The 19,700-nt window shown below is 51.3% G+C and carries 12 protein-coding genes, 6 tRNA genes and 3 rRNA genes; 1 reads left to right on the forward strand and 20 read right to left on the reverse strand.

What is annotated here, in order from left to right; genetic code table 11:
- Nucleotides 1-36 precede the first annotated feature (36 nt).
- From rpoB to EGY08_RS13705, 12 genes are all read right to left on the reverse strand, one after another.
- Nucleotides 37-4,065 carry a DNA-directed RNA polymerase subunit beta gene (gene rpoB / locus EGY08_RS13645; RefSeq protein ID WP_004127579.1) on the reverse strand — a complete coding sequence of 1,343 codons (4,029 nt, stop codon included), beginning with the start codon at nt 4,063-4,065 and terminating at the stop codon, nt 37-39.
- Between the two features lie 325 nt (nt 4,066-4,390).
- Nucleotides 4,391-4,756, reverse strand: a complete 366-nt coding sequence (gene rplL, locus EGY08_RS13650; RefSeq protein WP_004097645.1) for a 50S ribosomal protein L7/L12 — start codon at nt 4,754-4,756, stop codon at nt 4,391-4,393.
- Between the two features lie 66 nt (nt 4,757-4,822).
- Nucleotides 4,823-5,320 (reverse strand): 50S ribosomal protein L10, encoded by a 498-nt coding sequence (gene rplJ, locus EGY08_RS13655; protein ID WP_004097644.1) that lies wholly within the window; start codon nt 5,318-5,320, stop codon nt 4,823-4,825.
- 415 nt (nt 5,321-5,735) lie between these two features.
- A complete protein-coding gene (rplA, locus tag EGY08_RS13660; RefSeq protein ID WP_004097642.1) occupies nt 5,736-6,440 on the reverse strand; it encodes a 50S ribosomal protein L1 in 705 nt (234 codons plus the stop codon).
- A gap of 3 nt (nt 6,441-6,443) precedes the next feature.
- Nucleotides 6,444-6,872: a 50S ribosomal protein L11 gene (rplK, locus tag EGY08_RS13665; RefSeq protein ID WP_004097640.1), complete on the reverse strand. Its 429-nt coding sequence runs from the start codon at nt 6,870-6,872 to the stop codon at nt 6,444-6,446.
- Between the two features lie 153 nt (nt 6,873-7,025).
- Entirely contained in the window at nt 7,026-7,571 is a 546-nt protein-coding gene (gene nusG, locus EGY08_RS13670; RefSeq protein ID WP_002438628.1) for a transcription termination/antitermination protein NusG, read from the reverse strand.
- Nucleotide 7,572: 1 nt separating this feature from the next.
- Nucleotides 7,573-7,956, reverse strand: coding sequence for a preprotein translocase subunit SecE (gene secE, locus EGY08_RS13675; protein ID WP_004097638.1), 384 nt, complete (start codon nt 7,954-7,956; stop codon nt 7,573-7,575).
- Between the two features lie 232 nt (nt 7,957-8,188).
- Nucleotides 8,189-9,373, reverse strand: a complete 1,185-nt coding sequence (gene tuf, locus EGY08_RS13685) for an elongation factor Tu (RefSeq protein WP_004097636.1) — start codon at nt 9,371-9,373, stop codon at nt 8,189-8,191.
- Nucleotides 9,374-9,489: 116 nt separating this feature from the next.
- Nucleotides 9,490-9,565, reverse strand: a tRNA-Thr gene (locus EGY08_RS13690).
- A 5-nt stretch (nt 9,566-9,570) separates the two neighbouring features.
- Nucleotides 9,571-9,645: transfer RNA gene (locus EGY08_RS13695), tRNA-Gly, on the reverse strand.
- Nucleotides 9,646-9,764: 119 nt separating this feature from the next.
- Nucleotides 9,765-9,849 (reverse strand) — tRNA-Tyr (locus EGY08_RS13700).
- Nucleotides 9,850-9,859: 10 nt separating this feature from the next.
- Nucleotides 9,860-9,935, reverse strand: a tRNA-Thr gene (locus EGY08_RS13705).
- A 438-nt stretch (nt 9,936-10,373) separates the two neighbouring features.
- Here EGY08_RS13705 and coaA point away from each other — a divergent pair.
- On the forward strand, nt 10,374-11,324 hold the full coding sequence (gene coaA, locus EGY08_RS13710) for a type I pantothenate kinase (protein ID WP_004127574.1): 951 nt from the start codon (nt 10,374-10,376) through the stop codon (nt 11,322-11,324).
- Between the two features lie 25 nt (nt 11,325-11,349).
- On the opposite strand, the gene birA is transcribed toward coaA, so the two are convergent.
- The 8 genes from birA to hemG all read right to left on the reverse strand — a co-directional run bounded on the left by birA (nt 11,350) and on the right by hemG (nt 19,698).
- Nucleotides 11,350-12,312, reverse strand: coding sequence for a bifunctional biotin--[acetyl-CoA-carboxylase] ligase/biotin operon repressor BirA (gene birA, locus EGY08_RS13715; RefSeq protein WP_004127571.1), 963 nt, complete (start codon nt 12,310-12,312; stop codon nt 11,350-11,352).
- Nucleotides 12,309-13,337 carry a UDP-N-acetylmuramate dehydrogenase gene (murB, locus tag EGY08_RS13720; protein WP_004127569.1) on the reverse strand — a complete coding sequence of 343 codons (1,029 nt, stop codon included), beginning with the start codon at nt 13,335-13,337 and terminating at the stop codon, nt 12,309-12,311. The genes birA and murB overlap by 4 nt, the downstream gene beginning before the upstream one ends.
- 169 nt (nt 13,338-13,506) lie before the next feature.
- Nucleotides 13,507-13,622: ribosomal RNA gene (gene rrf, locus EGY08_RS13725) — 5S ribosomal RNA — on the reverse strand.
- A gap of 201 nt (nt 13,623-13,823) precedes the next feature.
- A 23S ribosomal RNA gene (locus tag EGY08_RS13730) occupies nt 13,824-16,725 on the reverse strand.
- A 178-nt stretch (nt 16,726-16,903) separates the two neighbouring features.
- A tRNA-Ala gene (locus EGY08_RS13735) sits at nt 16,904-16,979 on the reverse strand.
- 108 nt (nt 16,980-17,087) lie between these two features.
- Nucleotides 17,088-17,164, reverse strand: a tRNA-Ile gene (locus EGY08_RS13740).
- Nucleotides 17,165-17,235: 71 nt separating this feature from the next.
- Nucleotides 17,236-18,773: ribosomal RNA gene (locus EGY08_RS13745) — 16S ribosomal RNA — on the reverse strand.
- Together the 16S, 23S and 5S rRNA genes with 2 tRNA genes alongside form the textbook arrangement of a ribosomal RNA operon.
- Before the next feature lie 391 nt (nt 18,774-19,164).
- On the reverse strand, nt 19,165-19,698 hold the full coding sequence (hemG, locus tag EGY08_RS13750; protein ID WP_004127566.1) for a menaquinone-dependent protoporphyrinogen IX dehydrogenase: 534 nt from the start codon (nt 19,696-19,698) through the stop codon (nt 19,165-19,167).
- Nucleotides 19,699-19,700 lie beyond the last annotated feature (2 nt).

The raw sequence follows: 19,700 nt of genomic DNA on the forward strand, positions 1-19,700 counted from the left end.
TCTTACCCCGGCACCAGTGACCTGTTTGAGCGAGAGTTACTCGTCTTCCAGTTCGATGTTGATGCCCAGCGAGCGAATCTCTTTCAACAGAACGTTGAAGGATTCCGGCATGCCCGGTTCCATCTGATGGTTGCCGTCTACGATGTTTTTATACATCTTAGTACGGCCGTTCACGTCATCAGACTTAACGGTGAGCATTTCCTGCAGGGTGTATGCTGCGCCATATGCTTCCAGCGCCCACACTTCCATCTCCCCGAAGCGCTGACCACCGAACTGCGCCTTACCACCCAGCGGCTGCTGAGTAACCAGGCTGTAAGAACCGGTAGAACGCGCATGCATTTTGTCATCAACCAGGTGGTTCAGTTTCAGCATGTACATGTAGCCAACGGTAACCTGGCGCTCGAATTGCTCACCGGTACGACCGTCAAACAGGGTGATCTGGCCGGAAGTCGGCAGGCCACCAAGCTGTAACAGTTCCTTGATTTCAGACTCTTTCGCACCGTCGAAGACCGGCGTTGCGATCGGCATACCTTTTTTCAGGTTTTCAGCGAGACGCATAACTTCTTCGTCAGTGAAGGTATTCAGATCTACCTTCTGACGAACGTCGGTACCCAGATCGTAGGCACGCTGGATGAACTCGCGCAGTTTGGCGACTTCCTGCTGCTGTTTCAGCATGGCGTTGATTTTCTCGCCAATGCCTTTCGCAGCCATACCCAGGTGAGTTTCCAGGATCTGACCGATGTTCATACGAGACGGTACGCCCAGCGGGTTCAGTACGATGTCTACCGGCGTGCCGTTTTCATCGTAAGGCATATCTTCGATCGGGTTGATCTTAGAGATAACACCCTTGTTACCGTGACGACCTGCCATTTTGTCACCAGGCTGAATCTGACGTTTAACGGCCAGATACACTTTAACAATCTTCAGCACGCCCGGTGCCAGATCGTCGCCCTGAGTGATTTTGCGGCGTTTCGCTTCGAGTTTTTTCTCGAACTCGTGTTTCAGTTCGTCGTACTGCTCAGCCAGCTGTTCCAGCTGATTCTGTTTCTCTTCGTCGGTCAGGCCCAGTTCCAGCCAGCGATCGCGCGGCAGCTTGTCGAGCTTCTCAGCTTCGATACCGCCGGAAACCAGCACCGCGTAGATACGACCAAACAGGCCAGCTTCGAGGATCTGCAGTTCTTCAGACAGGTCTTTTTTAGCCTGTTTGAGCTGCATCTCTTCGATTTCCAGCGCACGCTTGTCTTTTTCTACGCCGTCACGGGTAAAGACCTGAACGTCGATAATGGTACCGGAGACACCGTTAGGCACGCGCAGGGAAGAGTCTTTAACGTCAGACGCTTTCTCACCGAAGATCGCACGCAGCAGTTTCTCTTCCGGCGTCAGCTGGGTTTCACCCTTCGGCGTCACCTTACCAACCAGAATATCGCCGCCGGTTACTTCCGCGCCGATATAAACGATACCGGATTCATCCAGTTTGGAGAGCGCAGCTTCACCCACGTTCGGGATGTCGGCAGTGATCTCTTCCGGCCCCAGCTTGGTGTCACGAGACACGCACGCCAGTTCCTGAATGTGGATGGTGGTAAAACGGTCTTCCTGGACAACACGCTCGGAAACGAGGATGGAGTCTTCGAAGTTGTAACCGTTCCACGGCATGAACGCTACGCGCATGTTCTGACCGAGTGCCAGCTCACCGAGGTCGGTGGACGGGCCGTCAGCCAGCACGTCGCCGCGCTCAATTGGCTCACCCAGAGACACGCACGGCATCTGGTTGATGCAGGTGTTCTGGTTAGAACGGGTGTACTTGGTCAGGTTATAGATGTCGATACCTGCTTCGCCCGGGTACATCTCGTCTTCGTTAACTTTGATAACGATACGGGATGCATCCACGTACTGAACGGTACCGCCACGCTTAGCAACCGCAGTTACACCGGAGTCAACGGCAACAGCACGTTCCATACCGGTACCAACCAGCGGCTTATCAGCGCGCAGAGTTGGAACGGCCTGACGTTGCATGTTCGCACCCATCAATGCACGGTTGGCGTCATCGTGTTCCAGGAACGGGATCAGGGACGCACCGACAGAAACCACCTGCTGGGTGGAAACGTCCATGTAGTCAACCTGATCGCGGCTGAACAAGCTGGATTCGCCTTTACTACGGCAGGTAACCAGATCTTCTACAAAGTGGCCTTCGTCATCGAGGTTGGAGTTCGCCTGAGCGATAACGTAGTTGCCTTCTTCGATAGCAGACAGGTAATGAATTTCGTCGGTTACAACACCGTCAGTCACTTTACGATACGGCGTCTCAAGGAAGCCATATTCGTTAGTCTGTGCGTACACGGACAGGGAGTTGATCAGACCGATGTTCGGACCTTCAGGGGTTTCGATTGGACATACGCGACCATAGTGAGTCGGGTGTACGTCTCGAACTTCAAAGCCTGCGCGTTCACGGGTCAGACCGCCTGGGCCGAGTGCGGAGATACGGCGTTTGTGCGTAATCTCAGACAGCGGGTTGTTCTGGTCCATAAACTGAGACAGCTGGCTGGAACCAAAGAACTCTTTCACTGCCGCAGAAATCGGCTTGGCGTTGATCATATCCTGAGGCATCAGGGTATCCAGATCGCCCAGAGACAGACGCTCTTTCACCGCACGCTCTACACGTACCAGGCCAACGCGGAACTGGTTTTCCGCCATTTCACCCACGGAACGAATACGACGGTTTCCGAGATGGTCGATATCATCGACTTCGCCTTTACCGTTACGGATATCGATGAGCTTCTTCATCACTTCGATGATGTCTTCTTTGCTCAGGATACCGGAACCTTCGATTTCGTCGCGCAGCAGAGAACGGTTGAACTTCATACGACCTACCGCGGACAGATCGTAGCGGTCTTCAGAGAAGAACAGGTTCTCGAACAGGCTTTCAGCCGCTTCGCGAGTCGGCGGCTCACCAGGACGCATCATGCGGTAGATTTCTACCAGCGCGCTCAGACGATCGTTGGTCGGGTCGACACGTACAGTCTCGGACATGTACGGACCGTGATCCAGATCGTTGGTGAACAGCGTTTCGATACGCTTATGGCCAGACTGGCTCAGTTTGGCCAGCAGATCCAGGCTCAGCTCCATGTTCGCCGGGCAGATCAGCTCGCCAGTAGATTCGTCGATATAGTCTTTAGAGGCAACTTTGCCCGCAATGTACTCAACCGGAACTTCGATATGTTTGATATCGTCTTTTTCCAGCTGGCGAATGTGACGTGCGGTGATGCGACGCCCTTTCTCAACGTACACTTTACCGTTAGCTTCGATGTCGAAGGAGGCGGTTTCGCCGCGCAGACGCTCCGGAACCAGCTCCATCTGCAGCTTATTATCGCGAATTTCAAAAACCACTTTCTCGAAGAACAGGTCAAGGATCTGCTCAGTGGTGTAATTCAGCGCGCGCAGGATGATGGTAGCCGGCAGCTTACGACGACGGTCAATACGGACAAACAGGTTGTCTTTCGGGTCGAACTCGAAGTCCAGCCAGGAGCCGCGGTAAGGAATGATACGTGCGTTATACAGGACCTTACCGGAAGAGTGGGTCTTACCTTTGTCACTGTCAAAGAAGACGCCCGGGCTACGGTGCAGCTGAGAAACGATAACGCGCTCGGTACCGTTAATAACGAAGGTACCGTTGTCGGTCATGAGCGGAATTTCGCCCATGTAGACTTCTTGTTCTTTAATGTCTTTAACGGTGCCTTCCGGCGCTTCGCGCTCGTAGATCACCAGACGCAGTTTGACGCGCAGCGGTGCCGAGTAGGTCACGCCACGGATCTGACATTCTTTAACGTCAAAAACCGGTTCGCCCAGACGGTAGCTGACGTACTGCAGCTCGGAGTTACCGCTGTAGCTTTTAATCGGGAATACGGAACGGAAAGCTGCTTCCAGACCATACTGCCCTTCAGGATCTTGCTCGATGAACTTCTGAAACGAGTCAAGCTGGATAGAAAGGAGATAAGGTATGTCCAGAACCTGCGGACGTTTACCAAAATCCTTACGAATACGTTTTTTCTCGGTATAGGAGTAAACCATAGGGTTCCTCAGCTCGCTGACAAGTCGACCCATCTGCCCACATAAGGCAGTTTTTTATGCAACACTATTTTGTTGACCGGAAAATGGAACACTTTCCGCAATACCTGTTTCTATCACGCTTAAACCATTTCATTGCGATTTACACAGCTCAGGAGCCCTAACCTGTCGCAGTATATTAAGTCGTCTATAGAAACAAGCATTGTCAGGACAACCAGCAGTCAAACAGTGTGAAATTCTACTGGCGCCTTACAGCGCAAAAAGGCTGGTGACTAAAAAGTCACCAGCCATCAGCCTGATTTCTCAGGCTGCAACCGGAAAGGTTGGCTTATTTAACTTCAACTTCAGCGCCAGCTTCTTCCAGAGATTTTTTCAGTGCTTCAGCGTCATCTTTGCTCACGCCTTCTTTCAGAGCGGCCGGAGCAGATTCTACAAGGTCTTTAGCTTCTTTCAGACCCAGACCAGTTGCGCCACGTACTGCTTTGATAACGGCAACTTTGTTAGCGCCGATACCTTTCAGAATTACGTCGAATTCAGTTTTTTCTTCAGCAGCTTCAACCGGGCCAGCAGCTACAGCTACAGCAGCAGCAGCGGAAACACCGAATTTTTCTTCCATTGCAGAGATCAGCTCAACAACGTCCATTACGGACATAGCGGATACTGCTTCAATGATTTGATCTTTAGTGATAGACATTTAAATTGTTCCTGAATATCAGAATAAGTTTATACGTAAGCGAATGCTTTACAAAGACAACTGCGATTAAGCAGCTTCTTTCGCATCGCGTACAGCAGCCAGAGTGCGAACCAGTTTGCCAGCCGAAGCTTCTTTCATGGTTGCCATCAGGCGTGCAATTGCTTCTTCGTAGGTCGGCAGAGTTGCCAGGCGGTCGATTTGCGACGCCGGGATCAGCTCACCTTCAAAGGCTGCGGCTTTGACCTCAAATTTTGCATTCGCTTTCGCGAACTCTTTAAACAGACGAGCGGCAGCGCCCGGGTGTTCCATAGAGTATGCAATCAGGGTCGGACCAACAAACGTGTCTTTCAGGCACTCGAAAGGAGTACCTTCAACGACGCGGCGCAGCAGGGTGTTACGAACAACACGCATGTATACGCCAGCTTCACGACCTGCTTTACGCAGTTCAGTCATTTTGTCTACAGTCACGCCACGGGAATCCGCAACTACTGCAGACAGCGCGCCTTTGGCTACTTCGCTGACTTCAGCAACAATCGCTTGTTTGTCTTGAAGATTTAAAGCCATTAGCTTTGCTCCTGGATGTTTGCCAGAGCTCATGCTCCGGAACTCACTTCACTCGACTCAAAGAGAAGAGCGTCTTAATACGGTGAGCAGAAACAAGCCAGAGTATCCAAAAATAATCTTAGCGTTCTGTCACCGTCTACGCAGGGCATTAAGTCTCTTACGAGACACCTGCGGTCTTCGACGGAGGCCTGGATAGGCCAGGCTCCAACGAACAAATCTTGTCTATCCGTCGCTATTCAATCTGTGGCGGCGTTGACTGCCTTCGTTCACACCGGTCACATAGTTAACTATGCTCCAGGCGATTCACTCAGTTGTCGCCTTGCCACAGCCTGAATATGTCGGCTATACGTCTGCTATAAGCAGAATACGTGGGGGTAAGATTGTAGACAAATTCACCGCCCACGTAAAGCTAATCTTAGTTCGCAGAAGCGCTCAGACCAGCCTGATCAACGGCAACGCCAGCACCCATGGTGGTGGAGATGCTGATTTTCTTGATGTACACACCTTTAGCCTGAGTCGGTTTCGCTTTTTTCAGCGCAACCAGCAGAGCTTCCAGGTTTTCTTTCAGTTTATCAGCGTCAAAATCCACTTTACCGATGGTGGTGTGAATGATGCCGTTTTTGTCGTTACGGTAACGAACCTGACCTGCTTTAGCGTTCTTAACCGCTTCAGCAACGTTCGGCGTTACAGTACCAACTTTCGGGTTTGGCATCAGGCCGCGCGGACCCAGAACCTGGCCCAGCTGGCCAACAACGCGCATTGCATCCGGGGAAGCAATAACAACGTCAAAGTTCATTTCGCCTTTTTTGATCTGGTCAGCCAGATCTTCCATACCTACCAGCTCTGCGCCAGCAGCTTTAGCTGCTTCAGCGTTCGGGCCCTGGGCAAATACGGCTACGCGAACTGAACGGCCAGTACCGTGCGGCAGTACGGTCGCGCCACGGACGTTCTGGTCAGATTTACGAGCGTCGATGCCGAGGTTAACGGCAACATCAACGCTTTCAACGAACTTAGCAGTAGCTAGTTCTTTCAGCAGAGAGATGGCTTCGTTGATGTCGTACTGCTTGGTCGCATCAACTTTGTCACGAATCACGGACATGCGCTTGGTCAGTTTAGCCATTTCTTAGTCCTCCACTACCAGGCCCATGGAACGTGCAGTACCTTCAATGGAGCGAGTCATCGCTTCAATGTCGGAACCAGTCATGTCGGCAGCTTTGGTCTGCGCGATTTCCTGCAGCTGAGCGCGGGAAATTTTACCTACTTTGTCTTTGTTCGGTTTACCGGAACCAGACTTGATACCAGCCGCTTTTTTCAGCAGAACTGCTGCCGGCGGAGTTTTGGTAACGAAGGTGAAAGAACGGTCAGCGTAAACGGTGATAACAACCGGGATTGGCAGACCTTTTTCCAGGGATTCAGTTTTTGCGTTGAACGCTTTGCAGAATTCCATGATGTTCACACCCTGCTGACCCAGTGCTGGACCAACCGGCGGACTCGGGTTTGCCATACCAGCTGCAACCTGCAGCTTGACATAGGCTTGTACTTTCTTAGCCATGTAAATTTCCTCGTTTGGGTGTAGCGCCTGAAAAGGCTCCCCGTGATAAATATCGCTTTATGGGAATCAGACCCATAAAAACAAAAGGCGCGAAATTGTATGCCAATTTCGCGCCTCATGCAACGATTAAATCGTTGCTTTTTTGATCGGCTGTTAGGCTTTTTCTACCTGAGCAAAGTCCAGCTCAACCGGCGTCGCACGACCGAAGATAGAAACGGACACTTTCAGACGAGACTTCTCGTAGTCCACTTCTTCAACAACGCCGTTAAAGTCGGCAAACGGACCGTCGCTAACGCGAACCATTTCACCCGGCTCAAACAGCGTCTTCGGCCGCGGCTTATCGCCAACCTGCTGCAGGCGGTTCATGATCGCGTCGACTTCTTTGTCGCTGATCGGTGCCGGACGGTCAGACGTACCGCCGATGAAACCCATTACACGCGGTACGCTGCGCACCAGGTGCCAGCTCGCGTCATTCATCACCATCTGGACCAGCACGTAGCCCGGGAAGAATTTGCGTTCGCTTTTACGACGCTGGCCGCCACGGATTTCGACCACTTCTTCGGTCGGCACCATGACTTCGCCAAACAGCTCTTCCATGTTATGTAATTTGATGTGCTCACGTAGCGAAGTCGCTACGCGGCCTTCAAAACCGGAAAACGCCTGAACGACGTACCAACGCTTTTTAGGTGCTTCAGACATCTCAGAACCTCAGGCCAGTGATAAAGGATACCAGGCGAACCAGAATACCATCCAGTCCCCACAGGATCAGTGACATTACGGCAGTCACTGCGGCAACAATCAGCGTGGTATGCAACGTTTCCTGCCGAGTCGGCCAGATCACCTTGCGGACTTCGGTTCTCGCTTCACGAGCGAAGGCGACTGTCGCCTTACCTTTTGTCGTTAACAGCGCGACACCGCCCGCTGCAGCGATCAGAATCACTACAGCCAGCGCACGCACTGCCAGCATAATGTCACGATAAAGGAAGTTGCCGACGATGGCCACAACCAGCAGCACGACTACGATTGTCCACTTCATCGCTTCGAGGCCGCGCCCGCTCCCTTGAGCTTCGGTATTCGCACTCATAAACCAACCTGTCACAAGAATTCAGACAAATAACTTCACCCCGCATGAAATGCGAGGCGACCAAACCGAAATGCTCTGCTGCGTTTCGGACTTAACGCCCTCTTCAGAGCCTGTCTCAGCAATGATTATGACCCAAAAAATCACTGATGAGCCAGGTTCTGGTGTGAAAGCGTGCAAAAAGGGCATCAAATGATGCCCTTTTATTGCGCATTGCGTCAAATGTTATCAGCAATTAGCCGAGAACTTTAGCAACCACGCCTGCGCCAACGGTACGGCCACCTTCACGGATTGCGAAACGCAGACCGTCGTCCATCGCGATCGGGTGGATCAGGGTAACAACCATTTTGATGTTGTCGCCCGGCATTACCATCTCTACGCCTTCCGGCAGTTCGATGGTGCCAGTCACGTCAGTTGTACGGAAGTAGAACTGCGGACGGTAGCCTTTGAAGAACGGAGTATGACGGCCGCCTTCGTCTTTGGACAGAATGTACACTTCAGATTCGAACTTGGTGTGCGGCTTGATGGAACCGGGCTTAGCCAGTACCTGACCACGTTCGATTTCTTCACGTTTGATACCACGCAGCAGAACACCAACGTTCTCACCAGCACGGCCTTCGTCCAGCAGTTTGCGGAACATTTCAACGCCAGTACAGGTAGACTTCGCAGTCTCTTTGATACCAACGATTTCAACTTCTTCGCCAACTTTGATGATACCGCGCTCTACACGACCGGTAACAACGGTACCACGACCGGAGATGGAGAATACGTCTTCGATCGGCAGCAGGAACGGCTTGTCAATCGCACGCTCTGGTTCCGGGATGTAAGAATCCAGATAGCCAGCCAGTTCGATGATTTTCGCTTCCCAGTCTGCGTCGCCTTCCAGCGCTTTCAGAGCGGAACCGCGAACGATCGGAGTGTCGTCGCCCGGGAAATCGTACTGAGACAGAAGTTCACGAACTTCCATTTCAACCAGTTCCAGCAGCTCTTCGTCATCAACCATGTCGCATTTGTTCAGGAACACGATGATGTACGGAACGCCTACCTGACGACCCAGCAGGATGTGCTCACGAGTCTGCGGCATCGGGCCGTCAGTCGCAGCAACAACCAGGATCGCGCCGTCCATCTGTGCAGCACCGGTGATCATGTTTTTAACATAGTCGGCGTGGCCCGGGCAGTCTACGTGCGCGTAGTGGCGAGTCGGGGTGTCATATTCAACGTGAGAAGTGTTGATGGTGATACCACGAGCTTTTTCTTCCGGCGCGTTATCGATCTGATCGAATGCGCGAGCAGAACCACCGTAGGTTTTAGCCAGAACGGTAGTGATTGCAGCGGTCAGCGTTGTTTTACCATGGTCAACGTGGCCGATAGTACCGACGTTAACGTGCGGTTTTGTACGTTCAAACTTTTCTTTAGACATCGATTGTCCCTCTAAGACACGGATAAATCGGTGATATCACCACATCAACCGGGCAACATGCCCGACTTGTTGAATGCAATAAACCAGAGAGAAACAGGGGAGGAGAGATAAAGAAGTGGTGCTGATACCCAGAGTCGAACTGGGGACCTCACCCTTACCAAGGGTGCGCTCTACCAACTGAGCCATATCAGCACGTTTGGAGCGGGCAGCGGGAATCGAACCCGCATCATCAGCTTGGAAGGCTGAGGTAATAGCCATTATACGATGCCCGCATCCTGAAACTCGGCTACCCAGTTCTTTCTATAACAAAAAAAAGAGAAGCGTCTCTTTTTCTGTTTGAGCTGACCAGTTTAACCAATCAACTCTGGCTCCGCAAAGCGTTGCCGAAAGATGGTGGTGGGGGAAGGATTCGAACCTTCGAAGTCGATGACGGCAGATTTACAGTCTGCTCCCTTTGGCCGCTCGGGAACCCCACCAGGCACTTGATGGTGCCGACTACCGGAATCGAACTGGTGACCTACTGATTACAAGTCAGTTGCTCTACCTACTGAGCTAAGTCGGCATCAAGTAGCGCGCATTCTAGGGAGACCTGCGAGTTCATGCAACTAAAAAATTGCAGAAAATGTTCTATTGCTCACATTTTGTGCTCAAACGAGAAAAAACGGTGTAATTTCAAACAGAGCAGAACAAAAATACGCCAACTTTCTTCACAGATACGGTTACGAGGAAGGCAAAAGGCATATCCAAACCGCGCAAGTAATATCGATACCTCGCAACCTCTCCCTTAAGATGTCGCGAAAACTCGCTGGCCTCTATCGAGGACTTTATACCCCCTTACCAAACCATTCATCTCTGTGATGCTACCTTTAGAAAGCATCATTCAATGAGTTTTTTTCTTATTATTCCGCGCAATCTGGTGTTACCCTCCTGCCCATTGTCCTGATTAACTAGTGTGAAGCACCCCGCCTTCATGTAATTCGGCGGTTGCAAGAGCATGCTTATGAGCCTAAAAGAGCAAACGTTAATGACACCGTATCTACAATTTAACCGTGACCAATGGGCTGCACTGCGTGATTCCGTTCCGATGACGCTAACAGAAGAAGAAATCACGCGGTTAAAAGGCATCAACGAAGATCTTTCCCTGGAAGAAGTTGCAGAGATTTATTTGCCGCTGTCGCGTTTACTCAATTTCTATATCAGTTCTAATTTGCGCCGCCAGGCTGTACTGGAACAATTCCTTGGCACCAATGGCCAACGTATTCCTTATATCATTAGCATTGCGGGTAGCGTGGCGGTCGGGAAGAGCACCACCGCACGCGTACTACAGGCTTTACTTAGCCGCTGGCCTGAGCATCGACATGTAGAATTGATTACGACAGATGGTTTTCTCCACCCTAACGCAGTATTGAAAGAACGTGGACTGATGAAGAAGAAGGGCTTCCCACAGTCATACGATATGCATCGCCTGGTTAAATTCGTCTCCGATCTGAAATCCGGCGTACCTGATGCTACGGCACCGGTCTATTCACATCTCATTTATGATGTGATTCCGGATGGGGATAAAACGGTCACTCAGCCTGATATATTAATTCTTGAAGGATTAAATGTTTTGCAGAGTGGAATGGATTACCCTCACGATCCACATCATGTATTTGTTTCCGACTTCGTTGATTTTTCAATTTATGTGGATGCACCAGAAGAGTTGCTCAAAACCTGGTATATCAATCGTTTTCTGAAATTTCGCGAAGGGGCTTTTACCGACCCGGACTCTTATTTCCATAACTATGCTCAGCTGTCTAAAGACGAAGCTATTAATATTGCCACATCGCTTTGGAATGAAATTAATCTTTTGAATTTAAAAGAAAATATCTTACCAACACGTGAGCGAGCCAGTCTTATCATGACAAAAAGCGCAAACCACTCAGTCAATCAGGTGCGGTTAAGGAAATAAAAAGGGGAGCGCTGGCTCCCCTTTTTCATTCAGCGCCTCTCAATGAGATCTCACCGCCAATCCAGGGTTTTATCACCCCTTCTTGTTCCAGTAATAATGCGCCTTGAGCATCAATACCTCGAGAAATCCCAAAGATCTCTTTATCGCCAATAATAAGTTTAACAGGACGGTTAATAAAATTATCGAGCTTTTCCCAGCGGCCCAGATAGGGCGCCAGACCTTCATTCTCAAAAAGTTTAAAACCTGCCCGCAGCTCTTTAATCAGACAAGCGGCTAACTGATTACGATCGATAGAGATCCCTGCCTCCTGCAGGCTGATCCAGCCCTGATTGACAACATCAGACTCCACGCGGCGCATCATGAGATTAATCCCCGCGCCGCTGACTATCTGTGCCGCATCGCCGGTTTTCCCCGTCAGTTCAACCAGGATCCCGGATAATTTGCGATCCTGCAAATAGAGGTCGTTCGGCCATTTAACCCGTACTTTATCCGCCCCCAGACTCTGCAGCACCTCGGCAATCACAATCCCGATGACCAGACTCAAACCTATCGCCGCAGCAGGCCCCTGCTCCAGCCGCCAGTACATTGAAAGATAAAGGTTAGACCCAAACGGCGAGAACCACTTGCGCCCGCGGCGGCCGCGGCCAGCCTGCTGATACTCAGCTACGCAGGCATCACCAGATTGCAGTTCGCTGAGCCGGTCCAGAAGATACTGGTTCGTAGAATCAATCACCGGTAGCACGGTTACCCGGCCATGCTCGATCTGCCTGGCGATCTGCTCTTCATCCAGAAGTTGAATAGGCTCAGGGAGACTGTAGCCTTTACCCGGGACGGTAAATACGTCGACTCCCCAATCGCGTAACGTTTGAATATGCTTGTTGATTGCTGCCCGACTCATCCCTAAGCGCTCGCCAAGCTGTTCACCTGAGTGAAATTCAGCATCAGCCAGTATCGATATCAGTGTCAAAGGAACCGTGTAGTCTTTCATGCAATGGTCTCCTCGGCATTGACTTCACCCGTTTCGCCAATAAAGCGCACCTCCGGCTGTAGCCAAATATCAAACTTCTCACCAACCTGTTGGCGTACATAGTGAGCCAGTCCAACCACATCTTCACTGGTTGCCTGATTATGATTGATTAATACCAATGCCTGTTGGCTATGTACCGCTGCGCCGCCAATTACTTTGCCTTTAAGCTGACATTGATCGATAAGCCAGCCGGCGGCCAGCTTCATACAGCCCTCAGGCTGAGGATAGTGGGGAATGTGCGGATAGGCAGCCAACAATGCTTGAGCCTTGTCTGCGCTAACGACCGGATTCTTAAAGAAGCTCCCCGCATTTCCATTCACTTTGGGATCGGGAAGTTTGGTCATGCGCATATGACATACGGCATCAAACACCTGCCTGGGGGTAACGGTTTGCGGATCAAGCCGGGTTAAATCGCCGTAGGTCAAAACGGGTTGCCACTCTTTTGGTAACATCAAACCAACGGCCACAATCGCGTAGCAATCCTGATATTCATGCTTAAAAATACTGTCCCGGTAGCCAAAACGGCATTCCGCAGCGGAAAGGCGCTGTTTCTCGCCGGTTGCTAACTCAACGCAATCGACGTACTGGCAAACCTTTTGTAATTCAACGCCGTAAGCTCCAATATTTTGAATCGGCGAGGAGCCGGCGCAGCCAGGAATCAGGGCAAGATTTTCCAGGCCAGGCATACCGTTATTCAACGCAAACTGCACTAGCTGATGCCAGTTCTCTCCTGCACCAACATGTAAATGCCACGCGTCTGGTGTTTCACTCACTTCGATACCCATAATACGATTAATAATCACCGTACCGGCATAATCCTTCAGGAACAGAACATTGCTTCCTTCACCAAGAATCAGGGTTGGCTGACGCTGTGCAGCGGCATTTTGCCAGGCATCCAGTAGCTGTTTTTCAGTTTCGGCGCGAACAATCGTTTTAGCAGAACGGTCAATACCGAAGGTATTCCAGGGCTTAAGTGAGTGGCTCATAATGGCTTCCAGATGCAAAATCTGCATTAGTTTACCGTATATAGCGAGGGAAGGCTTGCCTGATTGTCAGGGGAGACCTGGTACCATGACGTTACCAAAGTCTGGTAGTTCTCAGGCCACAAAAACGCAAAAAGCCCATCCGTCAGGATGGGCTCTTCACCTGTTTGATGCCTGGCAGTTCCCTACTCTCACATGGGGAGACCCCACACTACCATCGGCGCTACGGCGTTTCACTTCTGAGTTCGGCATGGGGTCAGGTGGGACCACCGCGCTATCGCCGCCAGGCAAATTCTGTTGTCAGAAACGAATCTTTTACACCGATGCTGCGTTGGCTGCATTCGTAAAGTCAGTCACATACCTCAGTATGCTCCTTCCTTTACTTCATTTGCCGCCTTGCCTCAGCGTAAAATCTTTCGTTCCCGAAAATCTGTAATCAATGCTGAAATTGTTGTCTTCTCAAATCCGCCAAAACATCTTCGGCGTTGTAAGGTTAAGCCTCACGGTTCATTAGTACCGGTTAGCTCAACGCATCGCTGCGCTTACACACCCGGCCTATCAACGTCGTCGTCTTCAACGTTCCTTCAGGACTCTCAAGGAGTCAGGGAGAACTCATCTCGGGGCAAGTTTCGTACTTAGATGCTTTCAGCACTTATCTCTTCCGCATTTAGCTACCGGGCAATGCCATTGGCATGACAACCCGAACACCAGTGATGCGTCCACTCCGGTCCTCTCGTACTAGGAGCAGCCCCCTCAATTCTCCAGCGCCCACGGCAGATAGGGACCGAACTGTCTCACGACGTTCTAAACCCAGCTCGCGTACCACTTTAAATGGCGAACAGCCATACCCTTGGGACCTACTTCAGCCCCAGGATGTGATGAGCCGACATCGAGGTGCCAAACACCGCCGTCGATATGAACTCTTGGGCGGTATCAGCCTGTTATCCCCGGAGTACCTTTTATCCGTTGAGCGATGGCCCTTCCATTCAGAACCACCGGATCACTATGACCTGCTTTCGCACCTGCTCGCGCCGTCACGCTCGCAGTCAAGCCAGCTTATGCCATTGCACTAACCTCCTGATGTCCGACCAGGATTAGCTGACCTTCGTGCTCCTCCGTTACTCTTTAGGAGGAGACCGCCCCAGTCAAACTACCCACCAGACACTGTCCGCAACCCGGATTACGGGCCCACGTTAGAACACCAGCCATTAAAGGGTGGTATTTCAAGGATGGCTCCACGCAGACTGGCGTCCACGCTTCAAAGCCTCCCACCTATCCTACACATCAAGGACCAGTGTTCAGTGTCAAGCTATAGTAAAGGTTCACGGGGTCTTTCCGTCTTGCCGCGGGTACACTGCATCTTCACAGCGAGTTCAATTTCACTGAGTCTCGGGTGGAGACAGCCTGGCCATCATTACGCCATTCGTGCAGGTCGGAACTTACCCGACAAGGAATTTCGCTACCTTAGGACCGTTATAGTTACGGCCGCCGTTTACCGGGGCTTCGATCAAGAGCTTCTCCTTACGGATAACCCCATCAATTAACCTTCCGGCACCGGGCAGGCGTCACACCGTATACGTCCACTTTCGTGTTTGCACAGTGCTGTGTTTTTAATAAACAGTTGCAGCCAGCTGGTATCTTCGACTGATTTCAGCTCCATGAGTAAATCACTTCACCTACATATCAGCGTGCCTTCTCCCGAAGTTACGGCACCATTTTGCCTAGTTCCTTCACCCGAGTTCTCTCAAGCGCCTTGGTATTCTCTACCTGACCACCTGTGTCGGTTTGGGGTACGATTTGATGTTACCTGATGCTTAGAGGCTTTTCCTGGAAGCAGGGCATTTGTCACTTCAGCACCGTAGTGCCTCGTCATCACGCCTCAGTGTTAAAGTGAACCGGATTTACCTGGAACACACACCTACACGCTTAAACCGGGACAACCGTCGCCCGGCCAACATAGCCTTCTCCGTCCCCCTTCGCAGTAACACCAAGTACAGGAATATTAACCTGTTTCCCATCGACTACGCCTTTCGGCCTCGCCTTAGGGGTCGACTCACCCTGCCCCGATTAACGTTGGACAGGAACCCTTGGTCTTCCGGCGTGCGGGTTTTTCACCCGCATTATCGTTACTTATGTCAGCATTCGCACTTCTGATACCTCCAGCAACCCTCACAGGCCACCTTCAACGGCTTACAGAACGCTCCCCTACCCAACAACACATAGTGTCGCTGCCGCAGCTTCGGTGCATGGTTTAGCCCCGTTACATCTTCCGCGCAGGCCGACTCGACCAGTGAGCTATTACGCTTTCTTTAAATGATGGCTGCTTCTAAGCCAACATCCTGGCTGTCTGGGCCTTCCCACATCGTTTCCCACTTAACCATGACTTTGGGACCTTAGCTGGCGGTCTGGGTTGTTTCCCTCTTCACGACGGACGTTAGCACCCGCCGTGTGTCTCCCGTGATAACATTCTTCGGTATTCGTAGTTTGCATCGGGTTGGTAAGTCGGGATGACCCCCTAGCCGAAACAGTGCTCTACCCCCGAAGATGAGTTCACGAGGCGCTACCTAAATAGCTTTCGGGGAGAACCAGCTATCTCCCGGTTTGATTGGCCTTTCACCCCCAGCCACAAGTCATCCGCTAATTTTTCAACATTAGTCGGTTCGGTCCTCCAGTTAGTGTTACCCAACCTTCAACCTGCCCATGGCTAGATCACCGGGTTTCGGGTCTATACCCTGCAACTTAACGCCCAGTTAAGACTCGGTTTCCCTGCGGCTCCCCTATACGGTTAACCTTGCTACAGAATATAAGTCGCTGACCCATTATACAAAAGGTACGCAGTCACCCAACAAGTGGGCTCCTACTGCTTGTACGTACACGGTTTCAGGTTCTTTTTCACTCCCCTCGCCGGGGTTCTTTTCGCCTTTCCCTCACGGTACTGGTTCACTATCGGTCAGTCAGGAGTATTTAGCCTTGGAGGATGGTCCCCCATATTCAGACAGGATACCACGTGTCCCGCCCTACTCTTCGAGTTCACAGCCTGTGTGTTTTAGTGTACGGGAGTATCACCCTGTACCCTGCGACTTTCCAGACGCTTCCACTAACACACAAGCTGATTCAGACTCCGGGCTGCTCCCCGTTCGCTCGCCGCTACTGGGGAATCTCGGTTGATTTCTTTTCCTCGGGGTACTTAGATGTTTCAGTTCCCCCGGTTCGCCTCGTTTGACTATGTATTCATCAAACGATAGTGCAACGAATTGCACTGGGTTTCCCCATTCGGACATCGCCGGCTGTAACGGTTCATATCACCTTACCGACGCTTTTCGCAGATTAGCACGTCCTTCATCGCCTCTGACTGCCAGGGCATCCACCGTGTACGCTTAGTCGCTTAACCTCACAACCCGAAGATGTTTCGTAAAACATCATCGTGTCGCGAAAATTTGAGAGACTCGAACACACATAACATGTGTGTCGTTTCAATTTTCAGCTTGATCCAGATTTTTAAAGAGCAAAACTTCGCAGTGAACCTTTTCAGGTACACTCTGAAGTTTTCTTGTGGTATGCAGTAAAGATGGTGGAGCTATGCGGGATCGAACCGCAGACCTCCTGCGTGCAAAGCAGGCGCTCTCCCAGCTGAGCTATAGCCCCATCGTAGTTAAATCTCATCAACCTTAATTTCTGTTGAGGCAAAGCGGGGTGACACGAAGCATACTTAAAGTATGTGAGTGTCGCCGCAACGCAGCATCAGCAGAAATTTGGTAGGCCTGAGTGGACTTGAACCACCGACCTCACCCTTATCAGGGGTGCGCTCTAACCACCTGAGCTACAAGCCTGCAGAGATTTTCTTACTGCTTATTTTCATCAGACAATCTGTGTGAGCACTACAAAGGCAGGTTCTTTAAGGTAAGGAGGTGATCCAACCGCAGGTTCCCCTACGGTTACCTTGTTACGACTTCACCCCAGTCATGAATCACAAAGTGGTAAGCGCCCTCCCGAAGGTTAAGCTACCTACTTCTTTTGCAACCCACTCCCATGGTGTGACGGGCGGTGTGTACAAGGCCCGGGAACGTATTCACCGTGGCATTCTGATCCACGATTACTAGCGATTCCGACTTCATGGAGTCGAGTTGCAGACTCCAATCCGGACTACGACATACTTTATGAGGTCCGCTTGCTCTCGCGAGGTCGCTTCTCTTTGTATATGCCATTGTAGCACGTGTGTAGCCCTACTCGTAAGGGCCATGATGACTTGACGTCATCCCCACCTTCCTCCAGTTTATCACTGGCAGTCTCCTTTGAGTTCCCGACCGAATCGCTGGCAACAAAGGATAAGGGTTGCGCTCGTTGCGGGACTTAACCCAACATTTCACAACACGAGCTGACGACAGCCATGCAGCACCTGTCTCAGAGTTCCCGAAGGCACCAAAGCATCTCTGCTAAGTTCTCTGGATGTCAAGAGTAGGTAAGGTTCTTCGCGTTGCATCGAATTAAACCACATGCTCCACCGCTTGTGCGGGCCCCCGTCAATTCATTTGAGTTTTAACCTTGCGGCCGTACTCCCCAGGCGGTCGACTTAACGCGTTAGCTCCGGAAGCCACTCCTCAAGGGAACAACCTCCAAGTCGACATCGTTTACAGCGTGGACTACCAGGGTATCTAATCCTGTTTGCTCCCCACGCTTTCGCACCTGAGCGTCAGTCTTTGTCCAGGGGGCCGCCTTCGCCACCGGTATTCCTCCAGATCTCTACGCATTTCACCGCTACACCTGGAATTCTACCCCCTCTACAAGACTCCAGCCTGCCAGTTTCGAATGCAGTTCCCAGGTTGAGCCCGGGGATTTCACATCCGACTTGACAGACCGCCTGCGTGCGCTTTACGCCCAGTAATTCCGATTAACGCTTGCACCCTCCGTATTACCGCGGCTGCTGGCACGGAGTTAGCCGGTGCTTCTTCTGCGGGTAACGTCAATGAATAAGGTTATTAACCTTACTCCCTTCCTCCCCGCTGAAAGTACTTTACAACCCGAAGGCCTTCTTCATACACGCGGCATGGCTGCATCAGGCTTGCGCCCATTGTGCAATATTCCCCACTGCTGCCTCCCGTAGGAGTCTGGACCGTGTCTCAGTTCCAGTGTGGCTGGTCATCCTCTCAGACCAGCTAGGGATCGTCGCCTAGGTGAGCCGTTACCCCACCTACTAGCTAATCCCATCTGGGCACATCTGATGGCAAGAGGCCCGAAGGTCCCCTCTTTGGTCTTGCGACGTTATGCGGTATTAGCTACCGTTTCCAGTAGTTATCCCCCTCCATCAGGCAGTTTCCCAGACATTACTCACCCGTCCGCCACTCGTCACCCGAGAGCAAGCTCTCTGTGCTACCGTTCGACTTGCATGTGTTAGGCCTGCCGCCAGCGTTCAATCTGAGCCATGATCAAACTCTTCAATTTAAGTTTGATGCTCGTGAATTAAACTTCGTAATGAATTACGTGTTCACTCTTTGAGACTTGGTATTCATTTTTCGTCCGAGGACGTTAAGAATCCATGTCACTTTGAGTGCCCACACAGATTGTCTGATAAATTGTTAAAGAGCAGTGCAACGCGGCTTTCGCTCACCGTTGCGAGGTCCCGTATAATACGTTTTCCTCATTCAGAGTCAAGCGTTTAATTTTGCTTTTCTCTGCCGGCATTCATCGCTGAATCCCGCTGACCCGGCGGCTTGCGTGCCGTTGTTCCGTGTCAGTGGGAGCGCATTATAGGGAGTTATTCCGAAGTGACAAGGGGAAATTTCAAAAAAAATTTCGTTCGCTCAACTTTCCATCACCAGGGTGATTTAACGCGCTATTTGCTGGTCATTTGCGCAATTTCCCGCGCAAACCTGCCCACCTGCTGCCAGTCGGTATACACCACTTCTTTACTGACATCCGTTTCGCCGCCGGTCATCTTCATAATTAGGCGAATCATAAACCGATCGTACCAACGATAGCGTGGATAACGAAGCGCTCCGGCAAATACCGCGCACTGCTGAGGCTGCCAGGGCGAGTTGAGCAGAAACTTTCGCGTGTAGCTGTTGGTCTGCGGCGTTCGTTTTTCTGGCTTACGCGCGACGAGGTTAACCGAGAAAAATGCTCCCGGCAGCGCCTGCAGCGACTGAAGATGCGTTTTGACAAACCGCTCCAGCGCGGGATGAAAGTGACCATAGCGGATTGATGCGCCAATCACGACACGATCGTATAAAGGCCACTCCACCTCATTGGTACGGTTGAGGTCAATCGTATCCGCATCAATCCCCTGCTCTTTTAATTCAGATGCCAGATAGGAGGCGATTTCACGCGTCTGTCCGTCGCGGGTAGAAAATAGAATCAAAGTTTTCACAG

The sequence above is a fragment of the Klebsiella sp. FDAARGOS_511 genome, assembly GCF_003812845.1.
GTDB lineage: Bacteria > Pseudomonadota > Gammaproteobacteria > Enterobacterales > Enterobacteriaceae > Klebsiella > Klebsiella grimontii.